Origin of the sequence: Desulfoferula mesophila (genome assembly GCF_037076455.1) — a bacterium.
In the GTDB taxonomy this organism is placed as follows: Bacteria; Desulfobacterota; Desulfarculia; order Desulfarculales; family Desulfarculaceae; genus Desulfoferula; species Desulfoferula mesophila.
Genome location: NZ_AP028679.1, coordinates 1956210 through 1979295, shown reverse-complemented (window position 1 = coordinate 1979295; position 23086 = coordinate 1956210). Strand labels below are relative to the sequence as shown.

20 protein-coding genes are annotated in these 23086 nt (G+C 61.9%); 14 read left to right on the top strand and 6 right to left on the bottom strand.

From position 1 onward, the window contains the following. Positions 1-38: 38 nt before the first annotated feature. The 6 genes from AACH32_RS08780 to AACH32_RS08755 form a co-directional block, all read right to left on the bottom strand. Positions 39-854, bottom strand: a complete 816-nt coding sequence (locus AACH32_RS08780) for a DUF169 domain-containing protein (protein ID WP_338606417.1) — start codon at positions 852-854, stop codon at positions 39-41. Then, on the bottom strand, positions 838-2805 hold the full coding sequence (locus AACH32_RS08775) for a TRAP transporter permease (protein WP_338606416.1): 1968 nt from the start codon (positions 2803-2805) through the stop codon (positions 838-840). Before AACH32_RS08775 ends, AACH32_RS08780 begins: the two co-directional genes overlap by 17 nt. Positions 2806-2911: 106 nt before the next feature. Further along, positions 2912-4063, bottom strand: coding sequence for a TAXI family TRAP transporter solute-binding subunit (locus AACH32_RS08770; protein WP_338606415.1), 1152 nt, complete (start codon positions 4061-4063; stop codon positions 2912-2914). 60 nt (positions 4064-4123) lie between these two features. Beyond that, positions 4124-5491, bottom strand: a complete 1368-nt coding sequence (locus AACH32_RS08765; protein WP_338606414.1) for a phenylacetate--CoA ligase family protein — start codon at positions 5489-5491, stop codon at positions 4124-4126. Next, on the bottom strand, positions 5475-6266 hold the full coding sequence (locus AACH32_RS08760) for a FadR/GntR family transcriptional regulator (protein ID WP_338606413.1): 792 nt from the start codon (positions 6264-6266) through the stop codon (positions 5475-5477). Before AACH32_RS08760 ends, AACH32_RS08765 begins: the two co-directional genes overlap by 17 nt. Positions 6267-6950: 684 nt before the next feature. Further along, positions 6951-8246, bottom strand: a complete 1296-nt coding sequence (locus AACH32_RS08755; protein WP_338606412.1) for an HD-GYP domain-containing protein — start codon at positions 8244-8246, stop codon at positions 6951-6953. A 444-nt stretch (positions 8247-8690) separates the two neighbouring features. Between AACH32_RS08755 and AACH32_RS08750 the strand changes: the two genes are divergently transcribed. The 14 genes from AACH32_RS08750 (at position 8691) to AACH32_RS08685 (ending at position 23082) form a co-directional block, all read left to right on the top strand. After that, positions 8691-9956 (top strand): TetR/AcrR family transcriptional regulator, encoded by a 1266-nt coding sequence (locus tag AACH32_RS08750; RefSeq protein WP_338606411.1) that lies wholly within the window; start codon positions 8691-8693, stop codon positions 9954-9956. Between the two features lie 96 nt (positions 9957-10052). Beyond that, a complete protein-coding gene (locus AACH32_RS08745; RefSeq protein WP_338606410.1) occupies positions 10053-10799 on the top strand; it encodes an SDR family NAD(P)-dependent oxidoreductase in 747 nt (248 codons plus the stop codon). Next, a complete protein-coding gene (locus tag AACH32_RS08740) occupies positions 10800-11537 on the top strand; it encodes an SDR family NAD(P)-dependent oxidoreductase (RefSeq protein ID WP_338606409.1) in 738 nt (245 codons plus the stop codon). A gap of 14 nt (positions 11538-11551) precedes the next feature. Continuing rightward, entirely contained in the window at positions 11552-12361 is an 810-nt protein-coding gene (locus tag AACH32_RS08735; protein WP_338606408.1) for an enoyl-CoA hydratase/isomerase family protein, read from the top strand. 2 nt (positions 12362-12363) lie between these two features. After that, positions 12364-12930: a flavodoxin family protein gene (locus AACH32_RS08730; RefSeq protein ID WP_338606652.1), complete on the top strand. Its 567-nt coding sequence runs from the start codon at positions 12364-12366 to the stop codon at positions 12928-12930. Next, positions 12923-14470 (top strand): o-succinylbenzoate--CoA ligase, encoded by a 1548-nt coding sequence (menE, locus tag AACH32_RS08725; protein WP_338606407.1) that lies wholly within the window; start codon positions 12923-12925, stop codon positions 14468-14470. The genes AACH32_RS08730 and menE overlap by 8 nt, the downstream gene beginning before the upstream one ends. Before the next feature lie 88 nt (positions 14471-14558). Continuing rightward, positions 14559-15764, top strand: coding sequence for a substrate-binding domain-containing protein (locus tag AACH32_RS08720; RefSeq protein ID WP_338606406.1), 1206 nt, complete (start codon positions 14559-14561; stop codon positions 15762-15764). 118 nt (positions 15765-15882) lie between these two features. Then, the gene (locus AACH32_RS08715; protein WP_338606405.1) at positions 15883-16650 is read left to right on the top strand and encodes an ABC transporter ATP-binding protein; all 768 of its coding nucleotides are present in this window, start codon (positions 15883-15885) and stop codon (positions 16648-16650) included. After that, the gene (locus AACH32_RS08710; RefSeq protein WP_338606404.1) at positions 16643-17353 is read left to right on the top strand and encodes an ABC transporter ATP-binding protein; all 711 of its coding nucleotides are present in this window, start codon (positions 16643-16645) and stop codon (positions 17351-17353) included. Before AACH32_RS08715 ends, AACH32_RS08710 begins: the two co-directional genes overlap by 8 nt. A gap of 15 nt (positions 17354-17368) precedes the next feature. Beyond that, positions 17369-18382 carry a branched-chain amino acid ABC transporter permease gene (locus tag AACH32_RS08705; RefSeq protein ID WP_338606403.1) on the top strand — a complete coding sequence of 338 codons (1014 nt, stop codon included), beginning with the start codon at positions 17369-17371 and terminating at the stop codon, positions 18380-18382. A gap of 4 nt (positions 18383-18386) precedes the next feature. Further along, positions 18387-19511, top strand: a complete 1125-nt coding sequence (locus AACH32_RS08700) for a branched-chain amino acid ABC transporter permease (protein ID WP_338606402.1) — start codon at positions 18387-18389, stop codon at positions 19509-19511. Further along, positions 19504-20541: a 3-oxoacyl-ACP synthase gene (locus AACH32_RS08695; RefSeq protein WP_338606401.1), complete on the top strand. Its 1038-nt coding sequence runs from the start codon at positions 19504-19506 to the stop codon at positions 20539-20541. Before AACH32_RS08700 ends, AACH32_RS08695 begins: the two co-directional genes overlap by 8 nt. Next, the gene (locus tag AACH32_RS08690) at positions 20538-22061 is read left to right on the top strand and encodes a class I adenylate-forming enzyme family protein (RefSeq protein WP_338606400.1); all 1524 of its coding nucleotides are present in this window, start codon (positions 20538-20540) and stop codon (positions 22059-22061) included. The genes AACH32_RS08695 and AACH32_RS08690 overlap by 4 nt, the downstream gene beginning before the upstream one ends. Continuing rightward, positions 22054-23082 (top strand): hypothetical protein, encoded by a 1029-nt coding sequence (locus AACH32_RS08685; protein WP_338606399.1) that lies wholly within the window; start codon positions 22054-22056, stop codon positions 23080-23082. The genes AACH32_RS08690 and AACH32_RS08685 overlap by 8 nt, the downstream gene beginning before the upstream one ends. Positions 23083-23086: the final 4 nt, after the last annotated feature.

Below are 23086 nucleotides of genomic sequence, written 5' to 3'. Positions count from 1 at the left end.
CATGGACAAGGGCAACGCTGATGGGACACGAGCGCCTATCATGCTTTGTCCTTGGTATATTGCCGCAAGTGCTCACTGGCCTTGGCATAGGCCTTGGGCACCTTGAAATCGGCGCGCAAATAAGCCGGCACGGGGTAAGCTTGGCCGCCCGCATGACTCTTTTCTATGCCTTCAGCCAAACGCCCGGCATAACTTAAAGGCAACGAAAAGGCCATCTGGTGGTCTTCCACATGCCCGAAGATGCGGTCACCGTTGCCGGGCAAGATGTAGCGCGGTTTGTCGCTAAGTATCACCCGGCTCAAATATTGCGAACACCCCTGGGCCCCGGCGGAAGACGATTCCAAACTACCGCCTTCCTCGAAGAGGGTGGATTGCACCAGGCGCATGGCTTGCCCGGGGGTGCAGTAAATAACCACCACCTGGGGCTCAAAGGGACAATCACCCAGAGGAGCCGCGGCCATGGAAGCCACGCTGCCCGCAGGCATGCAGGTTACCGCCTCCATGCGCCGTCCCCTGGCCGCGTCGCTTTGGTTGAAAGGCGACACCGGAATCTCTCCGCGCAAATATTCCGGGCTCATATCCACCCAGCCCATGGTCAACAGCCCGGTGGGGCATTCAACCGATTCCGGTGTCACCAAAACTTGCCAACCATACAAACGCACAATGGCCATGGCCTGACAGACTAAAAGCTTTTCAGGCAACCCCTGGCCCGGTTTCCTTATTTCCTGCAACCAGGCAGGGGCCTGGGCCTCTTCTTCGGGGCTCACCAGACGCACAGCCACAGGGGCGTTGGAAATGAAAAGCCTCTGTTTCAGAGCACGGTCCAGTTGTTCACAATCACTGCGCCAGGACATTACTTTGCTCCTTTTTATGCAACCGGCCCGGCCGCCGCCTATTGGTCCACATGAACAGCAAGCAGGCCACCAAAAGCACTAGCCCGACGATGTCGGTCATGAGTTCGGGGGCGGCCAGCATTAAACCAGCTATGAACAAAACCGGCCTGAGCCAAAGCGGTGGTCGTCCCAGGCCTAGGACCCAGCCTTCCATGGAGGCGCTGATCACCAGTACCCCCAAAAAGCAACCTGAAATCGCCTGGGCTACCTCCCAAGGCGGTCCCTGAAAGATGAGACCTGGGTTCAATACAAAGAAGAAAGGCACGAAATACTTGACCACGCCCAGTTGCATTGACTTGAAACCGGTCTTCATCGGATCTGAACCGGCGATGCCCGCGCCGGCAAAGGCGGCCAATGCTACCGGTGGGGTGATGTAGGAAGCCATACCCCAATACATGATGAACAGATGCACCGCCAGAGGGTTGAGATCCGAGCGTATCAAGGCCGGAGCCAAGACCATGGCCAGGAACACGTAGCAAGCGGTGATGGTCATGCCCATGCCCAGCACAAAGCTGGTGATCGCGCCAAGGGCTAAAAGTAACCAGACCTGTCCGCCAGCCAGTTTGATGATCTCGCTGGAAAACGAGTGCGCCACGCCGGTAATGGAGAGGGCCCCAATGATCATACCGATGGCGGCCAACAGTGCGGCCAACTCGGCCAGCACGGTTCCCACTCCACGCACAAAACCGGCCCACTGTTTAAGCCTTAACGCTTCGTGCTGGCGGGTAGTCGCCACCAGCAATAGCAGAGCGGCGGAAATGAACGGCGCCCACACCTCCCAGCGCATGTACAACAGCATCCACACCAGGAGCAAAAGCGAGAAAATGTAGATCCAACCGTTCTTGACGGTTACTCCCAGGGACGGTAATTGGTCTCTGGGCATCCCCTTTAGGCCTGTGCGGGCGGCATAGGCATCCGCTTGCAAAAATAGGCCCGAGTAGTACAGGGCGGAGGGAACAACTGCCGCGATACATATTTCCACGTAAGGCAGGCCTAGAAATTCGGCCATGACAAAAGCGGTGGCGCCCATCACCGGGGGCATGAGTACTCCGCCGGTGGAAGCGCAGGCCTCGATGGCTGCCGCATAATGGGCGGGATAGCCCGCTTTTTTCATGGCTGGGATGGTGATGGCCCCGGTAGTAAGTACGTTGGAAATGGAGCTGCCGCTGATGCTGCCGAACAAGGCGCTAGAAAAGATGGAGACTTTGGCCGCCCCGCCGCGCACAAAACCGAACAGGGCCGAGGCCAGGTCCAGAAAAAACTTGCCACCCCCGGTCGCCTGCAGGGCCACCGCGAAAACCATGTAACCTATTAGTATGTTGCCGACGACCCGCATGGGCAGGCCGATGATGCCCGAGGGTCCCATGGAGAAGTAAGCGGCCAAGCGGCTGGGCCCGTAGGACATGCCTTGCAACAGGCTGGGAAGATGCGATGAATATAACCCAAAGGTAGCGAAGAACAGACACAGGCCGGCGAACACCGGGCCACCTACCCGGCGGGCGGCCTCCAAGACCAACACCACCAGCACCACGCCGCAGATGAGCGGCGTCATAGGCGGGTAGATTTCCCATCCCATGGCCCCGATCTCCTCGGCATGCCAGCAAAAATACAAGTTGCTGGCCAAGGCCAGCACGGCAAAAAACACATCGTAAGATGGCGGGCTGTTTTTTATGGCTCGGCCCTTGATGGGATAGATCAAAAACACCGGTGGTAGGAAACAGGCTAAAAGCAGGTAGTAATAGGCGCTGCCCATCAAGGTACCGAGGAAGTCAAGGTGAAATAGTTGATACAGGGCCGAGAATACCCCAACTGTGGTTGTGGCTAGAAAGTATATTCCCAGCCACCCCTTTAACTCCCGGCGCCGGGCCGCAGCGTTCTCAACAGGCTTATCTGCCGAGGCGGGTTTTGTCATATGGCCATACCTTTTGTAGCAATGCCAAAGATACAGGCGGGGAGGCTCGAGGGGCCGCGGCGGGTCCACTAGACGCCGCCGCGGCTGTTATACGCGGTGATATGTCTTAGAGCAGGTTGTGCTCGCGGGCATATTCCTCCCAGAATTTAGGCCACTCCTTTTGGGAAATGCCTTTTCCCTTGGCGGATTTCTGAGCCGCGACGTACCCAGCCAACCTGGCCTTCTCCTGTTCCAGCAGCATCTGCTGAATCTTTTCGTGCTCGGCGCTCCAAGCGCCGGCAGACTTGAAGGCCTCTACCGATCCTCGGTGGTAGGGCACCACAAAAGCCCCATTATCCAAAGCGGCCGCGCGAGTCCATTTTTTAAGGGCCGCGTGCATGTCGGCATAGATGTCATAGCCTTTGTAGATGGAGCCTGTGATTACCTCGGCTAACTTTGGGTCCATATGGGGATAGGTCACAAAACCATAATAGTAGGAAGCGATGTGGGCCGGTTTCTCAGGAGTGATGCCGGCGCCTTTCTTGGCCTCATAGGGGCGCAGGTAGGGGCACCAGGAATTCAGGCGCTTCCAGCCCGCCTTGTCTTGCGGTGGAGCGGGAAGCCAGTGGATACCGTGCGGGGAGGCCGCCAGTTCCATGGCCGCGCTGGAAGTGACCAAGCAATGCGCCGTGTCGCTGGAGCCTTCCAGTACCGACTTCCAGGCCGCCTTCCAGGAAGAAACCTTGACCTTCTTTACGTCCTTCCAGTCCAATCCGCCAAAAGCCAGATAGCCACCGTGCAGGAAAGTGCAAGCGGGAGAACCCGGTATAAAGGCCACGCGTTTGCCCTTGAGATCGGCCAGGGTCTTGATGCCTGCATCGGCCCTGGTCATCATGCCGGCCACGGCTCCGATGTTGCACGCCCATACGAGGCGCAGCTTTTGGGGGCCCATGTTGGGGGCAGCGAAAAGCTGCAACCCGCGGCTGGCCATAAACTGGCCCGCCCCAGTGAGGATGCTGAACGCTGCCTCCTTGGACATGACCGGCATCAGCTTGGATACGTCGGTGCCGGCGGGTACCACCTTGACTTTGATTCCGCCCTTTTCCTCAATGGCCTTGCACAGGCCCATGGATATGGCGTAGCCGGTGGAGCCCACGGTATAGGTGGTGGCGCTGATCATCTTGGGCAGGTCATCAGCGCCCGCCGCGACCGGCAGCAACATTATGGCCGCCGCGATAACCAACAAAAATAGTTTCCTTATTCCCTTCGTTCCCTTCATTTGACCCCTCCTAGATCGAGTGAATGTCAATCGGGACTCCTTGCTAATTAGGACAGCGCATCATTCATAGGCTTTCTCAAACACAGGTGTTTTCCGGGTGTGCCTCGGCAAATCTCCCTCCGGAACCATGATGACCTTAGGACGCATACGCAGGGTGTCGTGCACTGCCTGGGCTATTTTTTCGGCCAGGGCGTCAAGCTCCCGCTGATCCAAATTCCCTTGGTATTCGACTTTCAATTTCAAGGGGGGCTCCACCCTGGGAGGCGGAGAGTCCAGCACTATACGCATTTGACCGGTTACTTGAGGCTTGAACTTCATTACTTCTGTGCGCACTGCGGCGGGGTACACGTTTACCCCTTTTACGATGAGCATGTCGTCAGCGCGGCCGACCAACTTGGCGCGGATGCCTTTGAATCCGCAAGAGGGGCACTCTCCCAAAAATATCTTGACCACGTCCCCATACGCGTACTTAACCAGGGGGCAAGCTTCACGGTGCAAAGAGGTGTGCACCATCTGGCCCACGGCCCCATCTTCCAAGGGGACCGATTCACCGCTTATTGGGTCGATCAGGTCAAAATAGCTGGTACATACTTCCGGGGCGATGGCGTGTAGGCCCTGATATTCATCGGACAAACAGGATATGCCTGGGGCGTGGCCAGCCGGGGACCAATAGTCAAAACTGGGGCATTGGTATGACTCTTCCAGAGTCTTTTTTATCGCGGGGTTGGCGATGCCGGGCTCACCAGTGGTCAACAGCCCTTTTAACTTAAGTTCGGAGACGGGATATCCCAGCATCTTGGGGCATTTTTCTATGAGATAAAGTGCCAAGGACGGGGTGCAGGCCAGATGAGTGGGGCGGGTCAAATCGGCGAACTTTAGGAAAGTGTCGGTTCCCGCCCGTGCGTCTATATCGATGGGCAAGGCCCCCAATAGGCGCAATCCCCACAGAGTCATGGTAGTGGCGTAGATGCCCAGGGTGAAGCAGAACAATCCTCTGTCACCCTTGCCTACCCCGCATAGGGCCAACCGATGCGCTAAACGAGGTGCCAAAAAATCCAGGTCGTTTTTGGTGAAGGTATAGGTAAAGGTCGGCACTCCTGTGGTTCCAGAGGTGGTGCCGGTGAGGTAAAGTTCATCCACCGGGGCGCAGAGGTGGGTTCCGAAGGTATGCCCCAGTTTTTGGCGCGACTCCTCCTGACAGGCCCTCTCGTCTTCCTTGGTCATGAATACGGGCAACTTGCGCAGGTCTTCAAAGGTTTGTATGTCCCCGAGTTCAGCCCCCGCTTGTTTAAACTTTTCTTTGTAATAGCGTGATGAGTCGTAGCAGTATTTGAGCTGCTCTCGCAGCCGTGGGGCCAGCATAGCCTCGATTTCTGGTATGCTGAGCCCGTCCATTTCGGGCATGTAGTAACTAAACCGCTTTTTCATCAATTCCTCCGTCATCGAACAAATGCCGTGCGGGAAGTCCCTTGTCCGCATCCTCTTCAGCGCACAGGATCAATTTGCGGCTCACAGTCTCGATGTGTTGTCGGTTTAAAGCCACGGCCTCAAGCACCTGGCCGGTAGCCATCAGTTCTATGAGTTGCCGGTGTCCGGCCAGAGTGCCTTCCACCATCTCGGCTGTAGGGGGGATCGCTTCCAAATAATAGGACAGGAGTTTGAGCACCGCGCCTACGTTCAGTTCCAAGACGGGGCTGGCGGCTACGCGGGCCAATTTCATGTGAAAATCCAGGTTAGCAGCGACGCGCAGTTCCACTTCACCCTGTTTATAGAATTGCTCCGCCTCATCGACATTCTTGTGCAGAAGGGCCACATCGGCCGGTTTCAGGAGAGCTCCCGCCTCCTGAATCACCACTGACTCCAGTAGCACCCTGGTCCGAGTAAGCTCGCTGACCTCTACCAGGGAGAGCCTGAGAATATCGGCGAAAACCGGCACCAAAGAGGCTACGTCCCGCTCCTGTACAAAGGTGCCTCCCCCATGCCCCCGTCGTACCGCAACGAGCCCGGCGCTTTCCAATATCCGGATGGCTTCACGCACGGCGGAACGACTAACGGCCAGTTGGCGAGCCAATTCTGGCTCAGACGGCAATTGATCGCCGGGCTTGAGGTCGCCCCTAAAAATTGCGATGCGGATACGATCAACCACTTGATGATAAAGGCTTTTATCCCCTATCGGACTAAAGGGGGCACCTGTGTCGGGCATTAACAGCCTCCGTAGTTATCTGATGTCTGACATCATATAAAAAACAAATCTCCCACTGTCAACAGTTAATTTATGAACTTTTTATTAAACGAAAACCCAGTAGGTCTGAGCACTGGCAGAGAGGCATTAAATTTACTGGTTTTTCCTGTAACCTATTCAAGTTGTGCTATGAACCAAATAATTGTTTTGGAAGCAGGTCAGCAATTGCGATCTGGGTCATGGGTCTTGGAAGCCCCCAGCCATGGAACGATCCTCTAGGTGATCGATGTTTTGTGTAGTAGAAGTAAGATGCACATTTACTGGCAAGACATAATTTAAGATAATGCCAGGTACCCTGCACTTAGCTCGGCACACAATTTTTTAACAGTGCACTTGCTACAGCAACAGATGAGATCGCGTGACGTAGGATTTGACGTAGCGCGCCATGCATTTTTATGCAGAATGCTGCATTTTGATGCATTGCTATGCAGTTAAGTACCTGAAAACAGGAGGGGTGCGTACTTCCAGGTGTCCTGTCACGCCGGAGGTCGCGAGTTCGAGTCTCGTCGTCCCCGCCACGCAAGATCAAGGGCCCAGCCGTTTAGGCTGGGCCCTTTCTTCTTATCTCGCGCCAAGGCGGCCATCTCGCTCGGCGTCCTCCCCGGCTGGATTCCTGCTCTTTAACGACCCGTCGCCCGCCCTGGCTCAAGCCTTCCGGCTGGCCTCCTGTTCCTTCTTTTCCCAGCGTTCCTTGATCGTCAGTATCTCCTCTTGCACGCTCAAAAAGGCCTGCACCACCTCCGGGTCGAAATGGCTGCCAGCGTCCTGCTGGATTACCGCCAGGGCCTTTTCCAATGGCCAGGGGTCTTTGTAGGGGCGCTTCATGGTCAGGGCGTCGAACACATCCGCCACCGCCGTGATGCGCGCCACCAGGGGTATGTCTTGTCCGGCAATGCCGTCCGGATAGCCTGAGCCGTCCCATTTCTCGTGATGCCCCTGGGCGATCGCTTTGGCCATCTCAAAAAGCGGGGTGTCGCCGTCAGCCATTATCTGGGCCCCCACCTGTGAGTGACGCCGCATGATCACCCATTCGTCCTCATCCAGCTTGCCCGGCTTCTTCAGTACGTCGTCCGGCGTGCCCACCTTGCCCAGGTCGTGCATGCGCGCGGCCAGGCCCAGCATCATAATCTGCTTGGCGGACAGGTTCATGGCCTTGCCGATGGCCACGCTGTACTCGGCCATGCGCTCGACGTGCCAGCCGGTGTCGGTGTCCTTGTAGTGGGAGGCCTCGCCAAGCATTTGGATATTCACTTCTTGGCTGCGGGTCAGCTCCGCCAACAGAGGATTAAGCCGCAGGAACAGCCACGCGCCACCCGCGATGATGAAAACCCCCATGAGCAGGATGAAAACAAACTGCTCCAACATAGCCTTTTTCAGGGGCTCCAGGGGCGTGCCGATGGCCAGGCCCAAATGAATGTTGTTCAGCGTTAGAGGAGCGTAGGCCACCTGAAAAGATCCCCGCTCCACGGTGCTCACCTCCATCACCCCGCTTTTGCCCTGCAAGGCGCGCTGCATGACACTATGCATAATGTGGCCTTGGGGCAGATAAAGGGGCCGGCCCTGCTTGTCGAGCAGGTAAAAAAGCCTTGGATGCCTCTCGGCGTTGGGGTCTCCACGTCCCCGAAGCAGCACCACTATGCGATCATCCTTGGTGCCCACCATGGCGCTCTCCACGACGCCCTCGGGAACCTGGTTTATGGAGGCCTGATAAGCCTTGAGCACCTCCTTGGCAAAATCTATGGGGTCGCGGTGATGCTTGGACTCCAGGATGAGTTTGAGCAACTGCACCCGGTTGGATAGGTTCACGCCGTTGTATTCCAGGATGGTCCGGTACACCTGCCAGGAAGAAAACGAAATCGCCGACAAGATCAGCAAGGCCAAGATGAAAATTATGACTGTTTTCCGGTTTTGCTTACGCGCCAGGGGCAGGGTTTTTTTCATGGTTGGACTCCCTGAGGATGGGAAGCGTTGGGTTCCACCTTGCTGGAACCCAACTGAACCATCGCCAATTTTATTACCTTTCCTCGCAGGGCCACAGTTCGAAATTTGGATTTGTTTATAGGGCCGACTTTCACGATACCACAAACCAAAAACCCAGCGTATGAACCAAGGGCTTGCGCGCCCCCAACGCGGCAATCCCCAATTAAACGAATATTCCAACTCTTGCTTTAGCTCATAGAAAAGACGGCGCGCCGCGTGGTTTTCCGATGAGCTCAAGTGGGATAACTTAGCGTAACTTCTGCGCCTTAACCAAACGCAGGTTTGCAGTTTCCCACATTACCGCTATAATAATTTCCGACAGTGGAGCAATTATGCTGGTCAACAATGATTTTCATGGCTACAGTTCTAATTGACAGTTGATTCACCGATTAGGCAAAATTCACTATGGCAACCGGTAAACACCATCGCCCTCTGCGCAAGCTGACCGCCAAAGGTCTGCGTACCCGCAACGAATTGCTGGGGTGCGCTAGCCTGGCCTTTGAGGAGTACGGTTATTTTGCCACCAGCGTGTCGGAGATCGGGCGCCGCTGCGGGGTGAGCCAGGGAACTTTTTATCAGTATTTCAGCAACAAAGAGGAAATTTTCCGCGAGTTGGTGGACCGGGTGCTGGCCGATTTCTGGCAAAAGGTTAACCAGAACCAGGGCGACTCGCAGGATTTTTATTCCCGCTTGAACGCCGGGGTCGGGGTCTTGCTCGAGCATTGCTCCCAGCACCAGGCCCTGCACCGTATCCTTAATGAATTTGAGCTGATAGACATCCTGACCATCGGCTACTACGAGTCCATGGCCCGCTATTTCCGCGATTTCTTCCGCCAAGCGGCCAACCAGGGGCACCTGCGGCACCTGGACCCCAACGTGGTGGCCTACTCCCTTATCGGCATGGCCATTTTCCACTACATGGATTGGGGCCCCGATTCGGATCGCTACAACCAGGCGGAGCTCACCCAAATGACCGCGGACCTGCTCCTGGGCGGGATTGCCTCGGACACGCCTTGGGAAATTCCTTCCCGCCTGGGGGTTTCGGCCTTCCCCGAAACCCTGGGCGCCCCCTTTGCCTGGGCGGACGACGACACCCAGGCCAACCCCACTCGCAACTCAATTTTCCAGGCAGCAGAGAAAGTTATCGGTAAAAATGGCTACCACGGGGCCAGCATCGCCGAGATAACCCGCCGGGCCGGGGTGGCCCAGGGCACCTTCTACGTGCACTTCAACAGCAAGCAGGACCTCATGCAGGGGGTGGTGCGCCACCTCTCCCGGGAGCTGCGCCACAACCTGCGCCAGGCCACTGAGCGCGTGAACGACCGCCGCCTGCAAGAGCAGGAAGGCATCGTGGCCTTTTTCCGCTTTCTGGAAAACCACAGCCAGATCTACCGGGTGGTGGCCGAGTGCGAGACCATAGGCCGCGAGACCGGCCTTTGGTACTACCGCAAGCTGGCCGTCGGTTACCAGGACACCCTGGCCCAGGGCGTGTCCCAGGGTGAGCTACGTCCCTTCCCTCCCGCCTTCTTGGCCCGCAGCCTCATGGGCCTCAACCACATGATCGGCCTCAAATGGCTGGTCTGGAACTCCGCCCCCGGAGCCAAAGTATCTGAACAAACCATTGAAGATACTATATTTCTAGTGCTTTTCGGCCTCAGTTCCAACGCCTGAAAAATTTATGCATTTAGGGGCTTGACAAGCGAAGCTCCGCTTTGGCAGTATTTCTGACAGTTGGTTCATGTTTCATAAAAACGCAAGGAAAGCTTCATGCCCCAGCTCCACCACAAGGTGGCGGTCGTCACGGGAGCCAGCTCCGGCATCGGAGCGGCTCTGGCCGTGGAGCTTTCCCAAGCCGGGGCCCACGTGGTCTTGTTCGCCCGGCGCCGCCCCAAGCTGGAGCAAATCTCCGCCGCCTGCCCCGGCGAGAGCCTGGTGCTGGCCGGGGACGTGACCCAGGAAACCGACCGTCAGACCCTCTTGGCCGCCGTTTATGAGCGCTGGGGTCGGGTCGACCTGCTGATCAACAACGCCGGGATCGGAGCTTACGGCGACCTGGGGGGTTTCAGCCAGGAATGCTGGCGCCGGCTCATGGAGATCAACTTCTTCGCCGCCGTGTTTCTCACCCAGGCCGCGCTGCCGGGCATGTTGGCCCAGCGCAGCGGCCTGATCCTCAACCTGGCCTCCATCGGCGGGCTCATCGCCCACTCGGTCAAGGTGGCTCCCTACGTGGCCAGCAAGCACGCCCTGGTGGGCTTCACCCGGGGGCTGGCCAAGGATCTGCAAGGCAGCGGGGTGACGGCCAAGGCCGCCTGCCCCCACCTCACTGCCACCGAGTTTTTCGACCGCTCCCAGGGCGCACGGGAGCTGGCCCCGGTGGCGGCCAAATACCGCGAGCACATGGACACCCCCGAAGTGGTGGCCCGGGGAGTCCTGGCCGGTTTGGACGGCGAGGCCACGATTTTCTTTCCCACCCAGGCCCCCGCGCAGGCCTACGAACGCGGGCGGGAGATGTAGATGATCGCGCCGGAGGTTAAAAACGCCCTGGTCGTCGGCGGGGGCTCGGGCATGGGCCGGGCCGCGGCCCTGGCCCTGGCCGCGGCCGGAGCGCGGGTGATGGTGGCCGATCTGGACCTCGCGGCGGCCCAGGCCACGGCAAGCCAGGCGGGAGGCGGCTCCCTGGGCTGGGCGGTGGACGTGGCCGACCCGGCCTCGGTGGCCGGGCTGTTCGCCCAGCTGCGCGAGGAGATCGAGGCCCTGCACATGCTGGTGCACACCGCGGCCATCCTGGGCGGCACCGCGTTCATCGACGAGGTGAGCGACGCGGCCTGGCGGCGCATGATGGCCGTCAACCTGGACGGGCCCTTCTATTGCAGCCGAGAGGCGGTGCGCTGGATGAAGCGGACCGGCGGGGGGCGCATCCTGCTGTTCTCCTCGGTGGCCTCGCTTACCCCCACCCCCGGGGCCCTGCCCTACAGCGCTGCCAAGGGCGGGGTGAACATGCTGGCCCGCACCCTGGCCGCCGAGGCGGCCAAGCACAACATCCGGGTCAACGTCATCGCCCCCGGCTATGTGCGCACCCCCATGCTTGAGGGGCTGCCCTCGGGTTTTGCCGAATACATCGTCAAAAAAACCCCTCTGGGCCGCCTGGGCGAGGAGTCGGAGGTGGCCGCCCTGGTGGCCTACCTGGCCGGCCCCCAGGCCGACTTTTTCACCGGCCAGGTCCTGAGCCCCAACGGCGGCCTGGTCATCTGAGAAGGGAGACCGGTATGAGCACCCAGTTGTTGAACATCGTCAAGCAGGGCGAAGTGGCGTGGGTGGCTTTCAACCGGCCCCAGGACCGCAACTCCATCAACTCCCAGCTCATGGCCGAATTCCTGGAGCTTTTGGAGGAACTGGAGCAGGGTCCGGCCCGGGCGGTGGTGTTCACCGGCGCGGGCGACACTCACTTCATCGGCGGGGCGGACGGCATCGAGATGATGCAGCTGGACCTCGAGGGCGGACGGCAGTTTTCCCGGCGCTTCCAGGCCATGCTGGACCGCATGGAGGCCAGCCCCCTGCTGTTGGTGGCGGCCATCAACGGGCTGTGCTTTGGCGGTGGCTTCGAGTTCGCCCTGGCCTGCGATCTACGGGTGGCCGAGGCCAAGGCCCGCATCGGCCTGCCCGAGGTCAAGGTAGGGCTCATCCCCGGCGGCGGCGGCACCCAGCGCCTGCCCGCCCTGGTGGGCAGCGGCCGGGCCATGCAGATGATCCTCTCCGGCCGCCTTTATGGCGGAACCGAGGCCGAGACCCTGGGCCTGGTCCACCTGTGCGTGGCCGACGGCGGGCTGGCCGGGGGCGTGGACCAAGTGCTCGCCCCCATCCTGCGCCAGCCGCAATACGCCCTTTCCCTGGCCAAACGGGCGGTCAAGTCCTACGGCCGGGGCGGCCTGGAACAAGGCCTGATCGCCGAGGCCGAGCTTTTCAGCCAGTGCCACGCCGGGGGTTGGTTCCACGACCTGATGATCGAGCAACTAAAATCAGGCGCCCTTACCACCAGCGCCGATGTCAGGCACCTGCTCAAGGAGGACGCATCTTGAAAGTGCTGGCCATCACAGGCAGCCCCCGGGTCGAAAGCAACACCCGCCGCTACGTGGAGCATTGTTTGGAGGTTCTGGGGCAGCACGGCTTGGAGACCGAACTGATCGCCCTGCGCGAAAAGAAGATCAACCCCTGCCTGGGCTGCTATGCCTGCACCAAGGAAAAACGCTGCGCCCAAAAGGACGACTTCGCCGAGGTGCTAGCCGCCATGGAGTCGGCCCAGGGCATCGTGCTGGGCTCGCCGGTCTACCTGTCCTCGGTGGCCCCGGAGATGATGTCCCTGTTGGCCCGAGCCACCTTCGTTGCCCACTGGAACAACAAGTTCCTGGCCGGCAAGGTGGGCGGCCCCATCACCGTGGCCCGCCGGGCCGGGCACAACCTGGCCTTTTCCCAACTGCTGCTGTGGTTCTTCATCAACGGCATCACCGTGCCCGGATCCACCTATTGGACCGTGGGCATGGCCGGGGCGGGCGGGGCCCACGACGCCGACCAGGACGCCGAGGGCATGCAGCACGTGGCCAATTTCGCCGAAAACATGGCAAAGGTGATGAAAAAGCTCTATGCCTGAGACAAGCCCCAACCAGCAAGCCCTCCGGGGCATCGGCTCCTGGCTCACCCTGCGGGCCCAGATATGCCCCGAGCGCGAGGCGGTGGTGGACGGCGAGCGCCGTCTGAGCTACGCCCAGCTCAACCAGCGGGTCAACCGCCTGGCCCGCGCCCTGCAGGCCCGGGGCCTGGCCTACGGCGACCGCCTGGCCATGCTCTCCTACAACCGCCTGGAGTTCATAGAGATCATCATGGCCTGCGCCAAGCTGGGCCTGGTCCTGGTGCCCCTGAACTGGCGCCTCACCGCGGCGGAGCTGAGCTTCCAGCTAGGCGACAGCCAGACCCATAGCCTGGTTTTCGACCCCGGCTTGGCCGAGTTGGCCCAGGGCGTCATGCAACAAGCCGAGCTGGACTTTTGCCTGGCCGTCGGACAGGAGGAGGCCCTGGGGGCTCACGCCTACGAGGCCCTGCTGGCCGCGCAGCCGGGGGACGAACCCCAGACCGCCGAACCAGTAACCGCCGAGGCGCCCCACATCATCATGTACACCGCCGGCACCACCGGCAAGCCCAAGGGCGCGGTGCTCACCCAGGCCAACAGCCTGTGGAACGCCATGAACCTGCAGGTGGACATGGAGTTCACCGGGGCGGACCGCGACCTGTTGGTGCTACCCATGTTCCACATCGGCGGCATCGGGCTGTTCACCCTGCCCATGCTCTACGTGGGAGCCACGGTGGTGATCCAGCGCACCTTTGACCCGGCCCAAACGCTGGAGCTGCTGCGCCAAGAAAAGATCAGCCTGTTTTTCGGGGTGCCGGCCATCTTCCTGTTCCTCATCCAGTCGCCCGGCTTCGACCCCGAGGCTTTTGCCAAGGTGCGCCTGGTGATGAGCGGCGGGGCTCCCCTGCCCCCTTCCCTGGTGGAGCAATACCACGCCCGGGGAATCGTCTTGCAGCAGGGCTTCGGCATGAGCGAGGCCGCGCCCTCCATCGCCACCCTGCCCAAGGAGCAGGCCCTGGCCAAGGCGGGCAGCATCGGCCGCCCCCTGTTCCACTTGCAGGTGCGGGTGGCCGACGCCCAGGGAGAGGAACTGCCCCGGGGGCAGGTGGGCGAGCTTTTGCTCAAGGGGCCCAACATCATGAACGGCTACTGGAACCGCGCCGAGGCCAACGAGGAGGCCTTTGCCGGCGGCTGGTTCCACACCGGCGATCTGGCCCGCATGGACGAGGAAGGCTTCTTGTTCATCGTGGACCGCAAGAAGGACATGTTCATCTCCGGCGGCGAGAACGTCTACCCCGCCGAGGTGGAGCACGCCATATTCGAATTGGAGGCCGTGGCCGAGGCCGCGGTGGTGGGCCTGCCAGACCAGCGCTGGGGTGAGGTGGGGCGGGCCTTCGTGGTGCTCAAGCCGGAGCACAAGCTGGACGAGCGGCAGGTGCTTGAACATCTGGCCGGCCGCCTGGCCAAGTACAAGATTCCCAAGAGCGTGGTGTTTTGCGAAGCCCTGCCCCGCAACGCGGCGGGCAAGGTGCTCAAGAACGCCCTGCGCGAGAAAGGCGTCTAGAAACACCGGCCGCGGGATGGGGCCCACGGACCGGAATGATCGTCATACAAACTCGGACCATTGAAAACCAGGGACTAAGGAGGGAAACATGAAATCTTTCGGCAAGGGACTGTTGGCCTTGCTCGCCGTGGCCGCCATTTTGGTGGCGGCTCCCGCGGCGCGGGCGGCCGAGCCCATCGTAATCGCCCAGTTGGCCGGGCTCACCGGCCCCTTGGAGGCCTACGCCAAGCAGGCGGTCAACGGCTTCCAGATGGGCATCGAGTATGCCACCGGCGGCACCAACCAGGTGCTGGGCCGGCCCATCAAGATCATCGTCAAGGACACCCAGCTCAAGCCCGACCGGGGCAAGCAGCTGCTCACCGAGGCCTACAAGGACGACGGCGCGGTGCTGGCGGTGGGCCCGGTCTCCTCGGCGGTGGCCCTGGCCTGCCTGCCCGTGGCCAAGGAGTTCAAGCGCATCCTGATCGTGGAGCCCGCGGTGGCCGACTCCATCACCGGCTCGGCCTGGAACCGCTACATCTTCCGCACCGGCCGCAACTCCTCCCAGGACGCGGTGTCCAACGCCATGGCCATTGCCAAGCCCGGCGTGTGCATCGCCACCCTGGCCCAGGACTACGCCTTCGGGCGTGACGGCGTATCCGCCTACAAGGCCGCGGCCGAAAAGGCGGGGGCCAAGGTGGTGCACGAGGAATACGTGCCCATCAAGACCACCGACTTCACCGCCCCGGCCCAGCGCATCATCCAGGCCATGAAGGGCCTCAAGTGCCAGGAGAAGTACCTGTTCGTCATCTGGGCGGGCGGCAACAACCCCCTGGGCAAGCTCCACGCCATGAAGCTGGACTCCAAGTACGGCATTCAGCTGGCCTCGGGCGGCAACATCCTGGACGCTCTGAAGCTTTACAAGCCCCTGGTGGGCATGCGCGGCGCCACCTACTACTACTACGACATCCCCAAGAACAAGATCAACGACTGGCTCAAGGCCGAGCATCAGAAGCGCTACGGCGGCCCGCCCGACTTCTTTACCTGCGGCGGCATGAGCGCGGCCATCGCCGTGGTGGAGGCCCTGAAGAAGGCAAACTCCACGGACACCGAAAAGCTCATCAAGGTCATGGAAGGCATGCACTTCATGACTCCCAAGGGTGAGATGGTCTTCCGTCCCGAAGACCACCAGGCCCTGCAAAGCATGTACGCCTTCAAGATGACCGCCGATCCCAAGCTGGCCTGGGGTGTCCCGGAGCTCACCAAGGAGCTGACCTACAAGGACATGGACATCCCCATCCGCAACAAGCGTTAGCATAACTCCCGGTGGCGGGCGCTTTGTAGGCGCCCGCCACGGGGACCAATAAACGCACCCCCCGGCCCAGCGCCGGGGCCCACAGGCGCCGCCCACGGGCGGACGAGGGGATCGGACCGTGGACAACCCGTCGTTAATCGAGACCAGGGACCTGACCATAAGCTTTGGCGGCAACGTGGCCGTCAACCGGGTCAACCTGAAGGTGGAGGCTTTCACCCTGAAGTCCATCATCGGACCCAACGGGGCGGGCAAGACCACCTTGTTCAACCTCATCAGCGGGCAGTACCGCCCCACGGGCGGACAGGTGCTGTTCAACGGCCGGGACGTTACCGCCCTGGATGCGCCGCGCCGCACCAAGCTGGGCATCGGGCGCTCCTTCCAGCTCACCAACGTGTTTCCCAGCCTGACCGTGTTGGAAAACGTGCGCCTGGCCCTGCAGTCGCGGGCCGGGGTGGGGCTCAATTTTTGGACCCACTACCGCTCCCTGCCCCAACTGGAGGATGAGGCCTACGACTATTTGGGCAAGGTGCTCTTGGACGACCGCTGGTCGGCCGAGGCCTCCACCTTGACCCACGGCGAACAGCGCAAGCTGGAGATCGCTATCCTGCTGGCCCTGGACCCCCAGGTGCTGCTGTTGGACGAGCCCACCGCGGGCATGAGCCTGGAGGAGGTGCCCACTATTCTGGAGCTGATCCGGGCCATCAAGGAGGCCCGCAAGCGCACCATTCTCTTGGTGGAGCACAAGTTCGACATGATCATGGCCCTGTCGGACACCATCGCGGTGCTCAAGGAGGGCAGCCTGATCTGCGACGACACGCCCCAGGCCGTGTCCTGCAACGAGGAGGTGCTGGAGGCCTACCTGGGCGGGGGGGTGTCCCATGACTGAGCCCATCCTGCGCCTGGAGGGCGTGCACACCTTCATCGCCCAGCACCACATCCTGCAAGGGGTGGACATGGCGGTCATGCCCGGGCGGGCCACGGTGCTCCTGGGACGCAACGGGGCGGGCAAGTCCACCACCATGCGCACGGTGATGGGCCTTACCCCGGCGGGCCGGGGGAGCATCCGCCTGGGGGAGCGGGACATCACCAAGGCCCGCCCCTACGAGGTGGCCCAGGCCGGGGTGGGCTTCGTGCCCGAGGACCAGGCGGTGATCTACAGCCTGTCGGTGGAGGAAAACTTCCGCCTGGCCATGCTGAGCGAAAACGAGGACTCCTGGCGGCGCATGGACACCATCTTCGAGCTGTTCCCGGCGCTCAAAAAGTTCTGGCGCTCCAAGGCCGGAGTGCTCTCCGGTGGGCAGAAGCAGATGCTGGCCATCGCCCGGGCCTTTGTGGGCGACCACAAGCTCCTGCTCATCGACGAGCCTTCCAAGGGCCTGGCCCCCATCGTGGTGGACCAGCTCATCGACTCGCTCAACCACATCAAGGAGCACACCACCATCATCCTGGTGGAGCAGAACTTCCACATGGCCTCCCACGTGGGCAGCGACTACTTCATCCTGGATGACGGCCGGGTGGTGCACCAGGGGCTCATGGAGGCGCTGGTGGATGATCGGCCTTTGAAACAAAAATATCTGGGCATTGCCTGAGGGAGCGGCGAAACCATGACCAGCCAAATTTCAGCCCTTAACGCCAAGCCCTCCTTGGACATGCGGCAAACGGCTTTCTGGACCGTGGCCGGCGGCATCTGGCTGCTGCCCCTGCTCTGGATCGACCCCACCACCTACCTGGTGCTCACCGTGGCCGGCATAGCCATGGGCATGCTCCTGTTCCTCACCGCGGTGGGGCTCACCATCATCTTCGGGCTCATGGACGTGCTCAACCTGGCCCACGGCGCCTTCTTCGCCTGGGGGGCCTACGTGGGCTTCACGGTGCTGGGGGGGCTCAACAGCCTGGGTTGGGTGGAGACCGGCACCTTGGGCCAAAGCGTGCTCAGCGTGCTCATCTCCCTTGGGGTGGCGCTGGTGGTGGGCGGCCTGTGGGGCCTGGTGCTGGAGCGCCTGATCATCAAAAAGATCTACGGCGACCACCTCAAGCAGATCCTCATCACCGTGGGCGCGGCCATGATCATGGCCGAGATCATCAAGGTGCTGTGGGGCCCCAACCAGGAGGTCATGCCGGTGCCCGCCGCCTTTGTGGGCAGCTACGACATCGCCGACGTGGTGATCAACAAGTTCCGGGTGGCGGCCATCGCGGTGGGAGCGGTGGTCTACGCCGGGGTCATGGCCGTGCTGCTCAAGACCAAGCTGGGCATCATCATCCGGGCGGGGGTGGAAAACCGCGAGGTGGTGCAGACCCTGGGCTACAACATCAATCGCATCTTCACCGGCGTGTTCGCCGCGGGCGCCGCCCTGGCGGCGGTGGGCGGCAGCATGTGGGGCATCTTCCGCGAGGAGATCAACCCGGCCATGGGCGAGGAGAACCTCATCTTCGCCCTGATCGTGGTCATCATCGGGGGCCTGGGCTCGGTGACCGGCTCCTTCCTTTCGGCCATGATGGTGGGCCTGGCCTTCAACTACGTGGCTTTCCTCATGCCCAAGCTGTCCTTGGGGGTGAACATCCTGATCATGGCCATAATCCTTCTAATCAGGCCCTGGGGCCTCCTGGGCAAGGAGTAGGCTCATGCAGGTGAGTGAACAGAGCCTGACCCCCATCCAACTCCAGCGCCTGAGCGAGCAGAGCACCCGCTACACCAGGCCCGCTTTCCTGTTGCAGTTGCTCCTGCTCGTGTTGCTAGTGCTCTGCCCGCTGCTGTTCCAGTCCTTCCGGGTCATGGACGTGGTGGCCAAGATCATGATCTTCGCGGTGGCCGTGGCCTCCTTTGACATCATCATCGGCTACACCGGCATCATCTCCTTTGCCCACGGCATGTTCTTTGGGATAGGAGCCTATGCGGTGGGACTGGTGGCCTACTACGCCAAGGCCCCCGACTACCACCACATCCTCATGGGCCTGGGCCTGGCCGTGTTGTTGGCCGTGATCCTGGCGGTGGTGATCGCCTTTTTCTCGCTCCGGGTCAAGGCCATATTCTTTGCCATGATGACCCTGGCGGTGGCCGAGTTCGCCCACATCCTGGGCTACCAGTGGTCCAGCCTTACCAAGGGCGAGGACGGGGTGTCGTTCAAGATGCCGGGCATCTTCAACGTCAACTGGTCCGACGGCTCCATCCTGGGGGTGCCCCTCAACGGCCGCCTGGTCACCTACTATTTCATCCTCATCGTCAGCGTGCTGTTGTTCGTGGGCATAGTGCGTTTCGTGCGCTCCCCGGCCGGCCGGGTGCTAAAGGGCATCCGCGACAACGAGCAGCGGGCCACTGCCCTGGGCTACCGCATCTTCCGCTACCGCATGCTCTCCACCGTGTTCGGCTCCACCATCTCGGCGCTGTGCGGCGGACTGTTCGCCATGTGGCTCAACTACGTGAACCCCGACACGGTGCTGGGCATCCCCCTGATGCTCAACATCCTGTTGATGGTCATCGTGGGCGGCCTGGGCACCATCTACGGCGGCATCGTGGGCGCGGCCTTCATCAACATCGCCGAAACCTGGCTGCCGGACCTGCAAAAGGTTACGGCCAGCCTGTTCCCGGGATGGGAGGTCTTGCAGCGCCTGTCCGAGCGCTGGGTGCTCTACTTCGGCATCCTCTACGTGCTGGTGGTGCTGTTCTTCCCCAAGGGCCTGCTGGGCAGCCTGCGCGACATGGCCGCCCGGCGCAAGGCCGCCCCCAAGCTGGGAGGTCCCCATGCCTGATCTGAAAGCCGAGGCCGGCATCCTGAGCTTTGCCGCCTACATCCCCCGCGCCTATCACGACGCGGACTACATCGCCTCCCAGTGCGACACCCCGGCCGATATCATCCGCACCAAGCTGGGCTGGTATCAGAAGAACGTGCCCGGCCCGGGGGACGGCACCGTGGCCATGGGCCTCAAGGCGGCGCGCAAGGCCCTGTATTACTCCAACCTGAAACCTCAAGACATAGACCTGGTGATCTGGTCCGGCGAGGAGATCAAGGAGTACCGCAACTGGCCGGTGGGCACCAAGGTGCAAAAGGAGTTGGGCATAGAAAACGCCTGGTCCTTTGACATGCAGCAACGCTGCGGCACCACCCTGGTGGCCCTCAAGGTGGCCCAGGATTTGATCCGAGCCAACGACGGCATCGACAACATCCTCATCGCCAGCGCCTACCGCAACGCCGATCTCATCCACTACCCCAACCCCCGGGTGCGCTGGATGTATTACCTGGCCGCAGGCGGTGCCGCCTGCGTGGTGCAGCGCGCCTGCCCCAAGAACCAGATCATCTCCAGCCACTTCATGAGCGACGGCTCCTTTGCCTGGGACGTTTACGTGCCCGAAGGCGGCTCGGCCGCGCCCATGACCCTGGAGGGCCTGGCAGCGGGTCGGCAATACCTTGACGTCATGGACCCGGTGGGCATGAAAGAGCGCCTGGAAAAACTCAGCCTGAGCAACTGGCTGGTGTGCATCGACCGGGCCCTTGCCAAGGCGGGCTACACGCGGGGCGACGTGGACTACCTGGCCACCCTGCTGGTCAAGCGCTCAGCCCACGACTACCTGATGGAGCAGTTGGGTCTGGCGCCCGAGCAGACCCGCTACCTGGCCGAGTTCGGCCACCACGGCCAGAACGACCAGATTCTCTCCCTGGAGCTGGCCCTGGAGGAAGGGCGGCTCAAGGACGGCGACCTGGTGCTGATGATTTCGGCGGGTATCGGATACGCCTGGGACGTGGTGCTCATGCGCTGGGGCGCGGCGGAGAACGGCAAATGATCTACGGCGACTGGATAGGACGCTGGGGCCAAGCCGACGGCGGCCGCGAGGCCCTGGTGAGCGAGTTGACCGGCCGGCGCTACACCTACGCGCAACTGGCCCAGGATATAGATCACCTGGCCCATCTGCTGGGCAACGAGCTCAAGATCGTCAAGGGCGACCGGGTGGCCTGCCTCTCCCTGAACCGGGAGGAGATCATCACCCTGTTCTTCGCGGCCAGCCGCCTGGGCGCGGTGCTGGTGCCCCTGAACTTCCGCTTGGCCGCGGGCGAGTTCGACTATTACTTGAACGACTGCTCCCCCAAAGCCCTGTTCTGCGACGGCGGCCACCGGACGCAGGCCGGTGAACTGGCCGCCAAGCACGCCATCGAGCAATTGGTGTGTTTCGACCACGGAGCCGGCCCCGGACTGTCCCTGCCCTCGGCCTGGGCCGCCCTGCCCTCGGGTTCCCTGCCCGCGGTGGAGATCGCCCCCGACGACCCCCAGCTCATCATCTACACCTCGGGCACCACCGGCCTGCCCAAGGGGGTGGTGCTCACCCACGGTTCCATCGCGGCCAACGGCCACAACACGGTGCTGGGCTGGGGCCTGCGCCCCGGCGACCGCACCATCCTGCACGCGGCCATGTACTACACCGCCGGGTGGAACGTCTTCACCCTGCCCCTGTTCATGAACCGGGGGGCCAACATCCTGGTGCCCAGCTTCGAGGCCGACCAGGTGCTGGAGTTGATCGAGCGCGAACGGGTCAGCGTGTTTTTCGGGGTGCCCACCATGTACCAGATGATGTTGGAGTCGCCGGCCTTTCCCAAGGCGGACCTCAGCTCTCTGCGCTTTTGCATCTCCGGCGGCGCGGCCCTGGATCTGCAACTCATCCGCGCCTACCAGGAGCAGAAGGGCCTGCGCATCTGGGAGGGCTACGGCCTCACCGAGATCGGGCCCAACAACTTCATGGGCAATGGCAAGCCGGGCACCTTCGGCAACGCCATGCCCGGGGTGGACGTCTCGCTGGTGGATGATCAGGGGCTCCCGGTGGAGGCCGGGCAAGACGGCGAGATTTTGCTGCGCGGCGCGCACATGAGCGCCGGATACTGGAACAAGCCCGAGGCCACGGCCGAGGCCATCCAGAAAGGCTGGTTCCACACCGGCGACCTGGGCCGCATGGACACGGACGGTCACGTTTCCATCGTGGGCCGCAAAAAAGACATGATCATCTCCGGCGGAGCCAACATCTACCCGGCGGAGATCGAGATGCACCTGGTGGAGCACCCGGCGGTGAATGCCGCGGCGGTGATCGGGGTGCCGGACCCCAAGTGGGGCGAGGTGCCCAAGGCGGTGGTGGAGTTGCGCCAAGGCCAGAGCCTGGACCTGGCCGGCCTGCTGGAGTTCCTGCAGCCTCGCCTGGGACGCTACAAGCTGCCCAAGTACCTGGCGGTGATCGACGAGCTGCCGCGCACCGCCGCCTCCAGCAAGGTACAAAAATTCATCCTCAAAAAGGAGCACGGGGGTGCGGACCATGCCTGATCCGTCCGCTGTGGTGGGCCTGGCCGGGCTGGGGATCTACCTCCCCTCCCAAATCCAGGGCGCCGAGGAGATAGCCGAACTTTCCGGCCTGAGCCGGGAACAACTCAGTGAACTGGGCATCGTGGCCAAGGCCCTGCCCGGGCCGAAGGACCAGCCGGTGGGCATGGCCGCCCGCGCGGCCCGGGCCGCCCTGACCGATGCCGGCGATGTGGACCCGGCCACGGTGGATCTGGTGCTGTGGATCGGCGAGGAATACAAGGACTACATCGCCCAGACCGCCTCCATCCGCTTGCAGGAGGAGTGCGGCTGCCGCAACGCCTGGGCCTTTGACCTGGTGGGCCAGGGCATCACCGCCGTGCTGGGGCTCAAGGTGGCCTGGGACATGATGACCGCCGATCCGGCCATCAACACGGTGCTCCTGGCCGGTGGAACCCGCAACATCGACCTGGTTGATTATGCCGACCCGTACACCCGCTTTCTGCTGGCCTGTTCCGCCTCGGGGGGCGCGATGCTCCTCCAGCGCGGCCTGGAGCGCAACCTCCTGCTCGGGGCGATCGTGGAGAGCGACCCGGCCATGGCCGACGAGGTCTACGTGCCCGGCGGGGGCACCGAGATTCCCTTTGCCCCGGACAACCTTGATTCCCGCCTGATGCGCTTCACCGCTTTTAACCCCGAGTTGCTCAGCTCCTATCTGGATGATAACTTTCTGGGGCGGCTGGGCGAAGTCGTGGAGCGCGCTCTGACGGGTAGGCGGCCCCATTACCTGGCCCTGCGGCATCTGGCTCCGGCCTTGCGGGCGCGTCTGCTGGCCCGCCTGGGCCTGAAGGGAGAGCAATCCCTGCCCTTGTACGAGTTGGGCCATCACGGCACCAACGATCCCCTGATTTCCCTGGACCTGGCCCGCCGGAAGGGCCTGCTGCCCAACAGCGGCGTGGTGGGGCTGGCGGCTGCGGGAATCGGCTTCAACTACGCGGCCGCGGCGCTCCAATGGGGGCCCATGGACCGCTCCCACAAGGACTAAACCC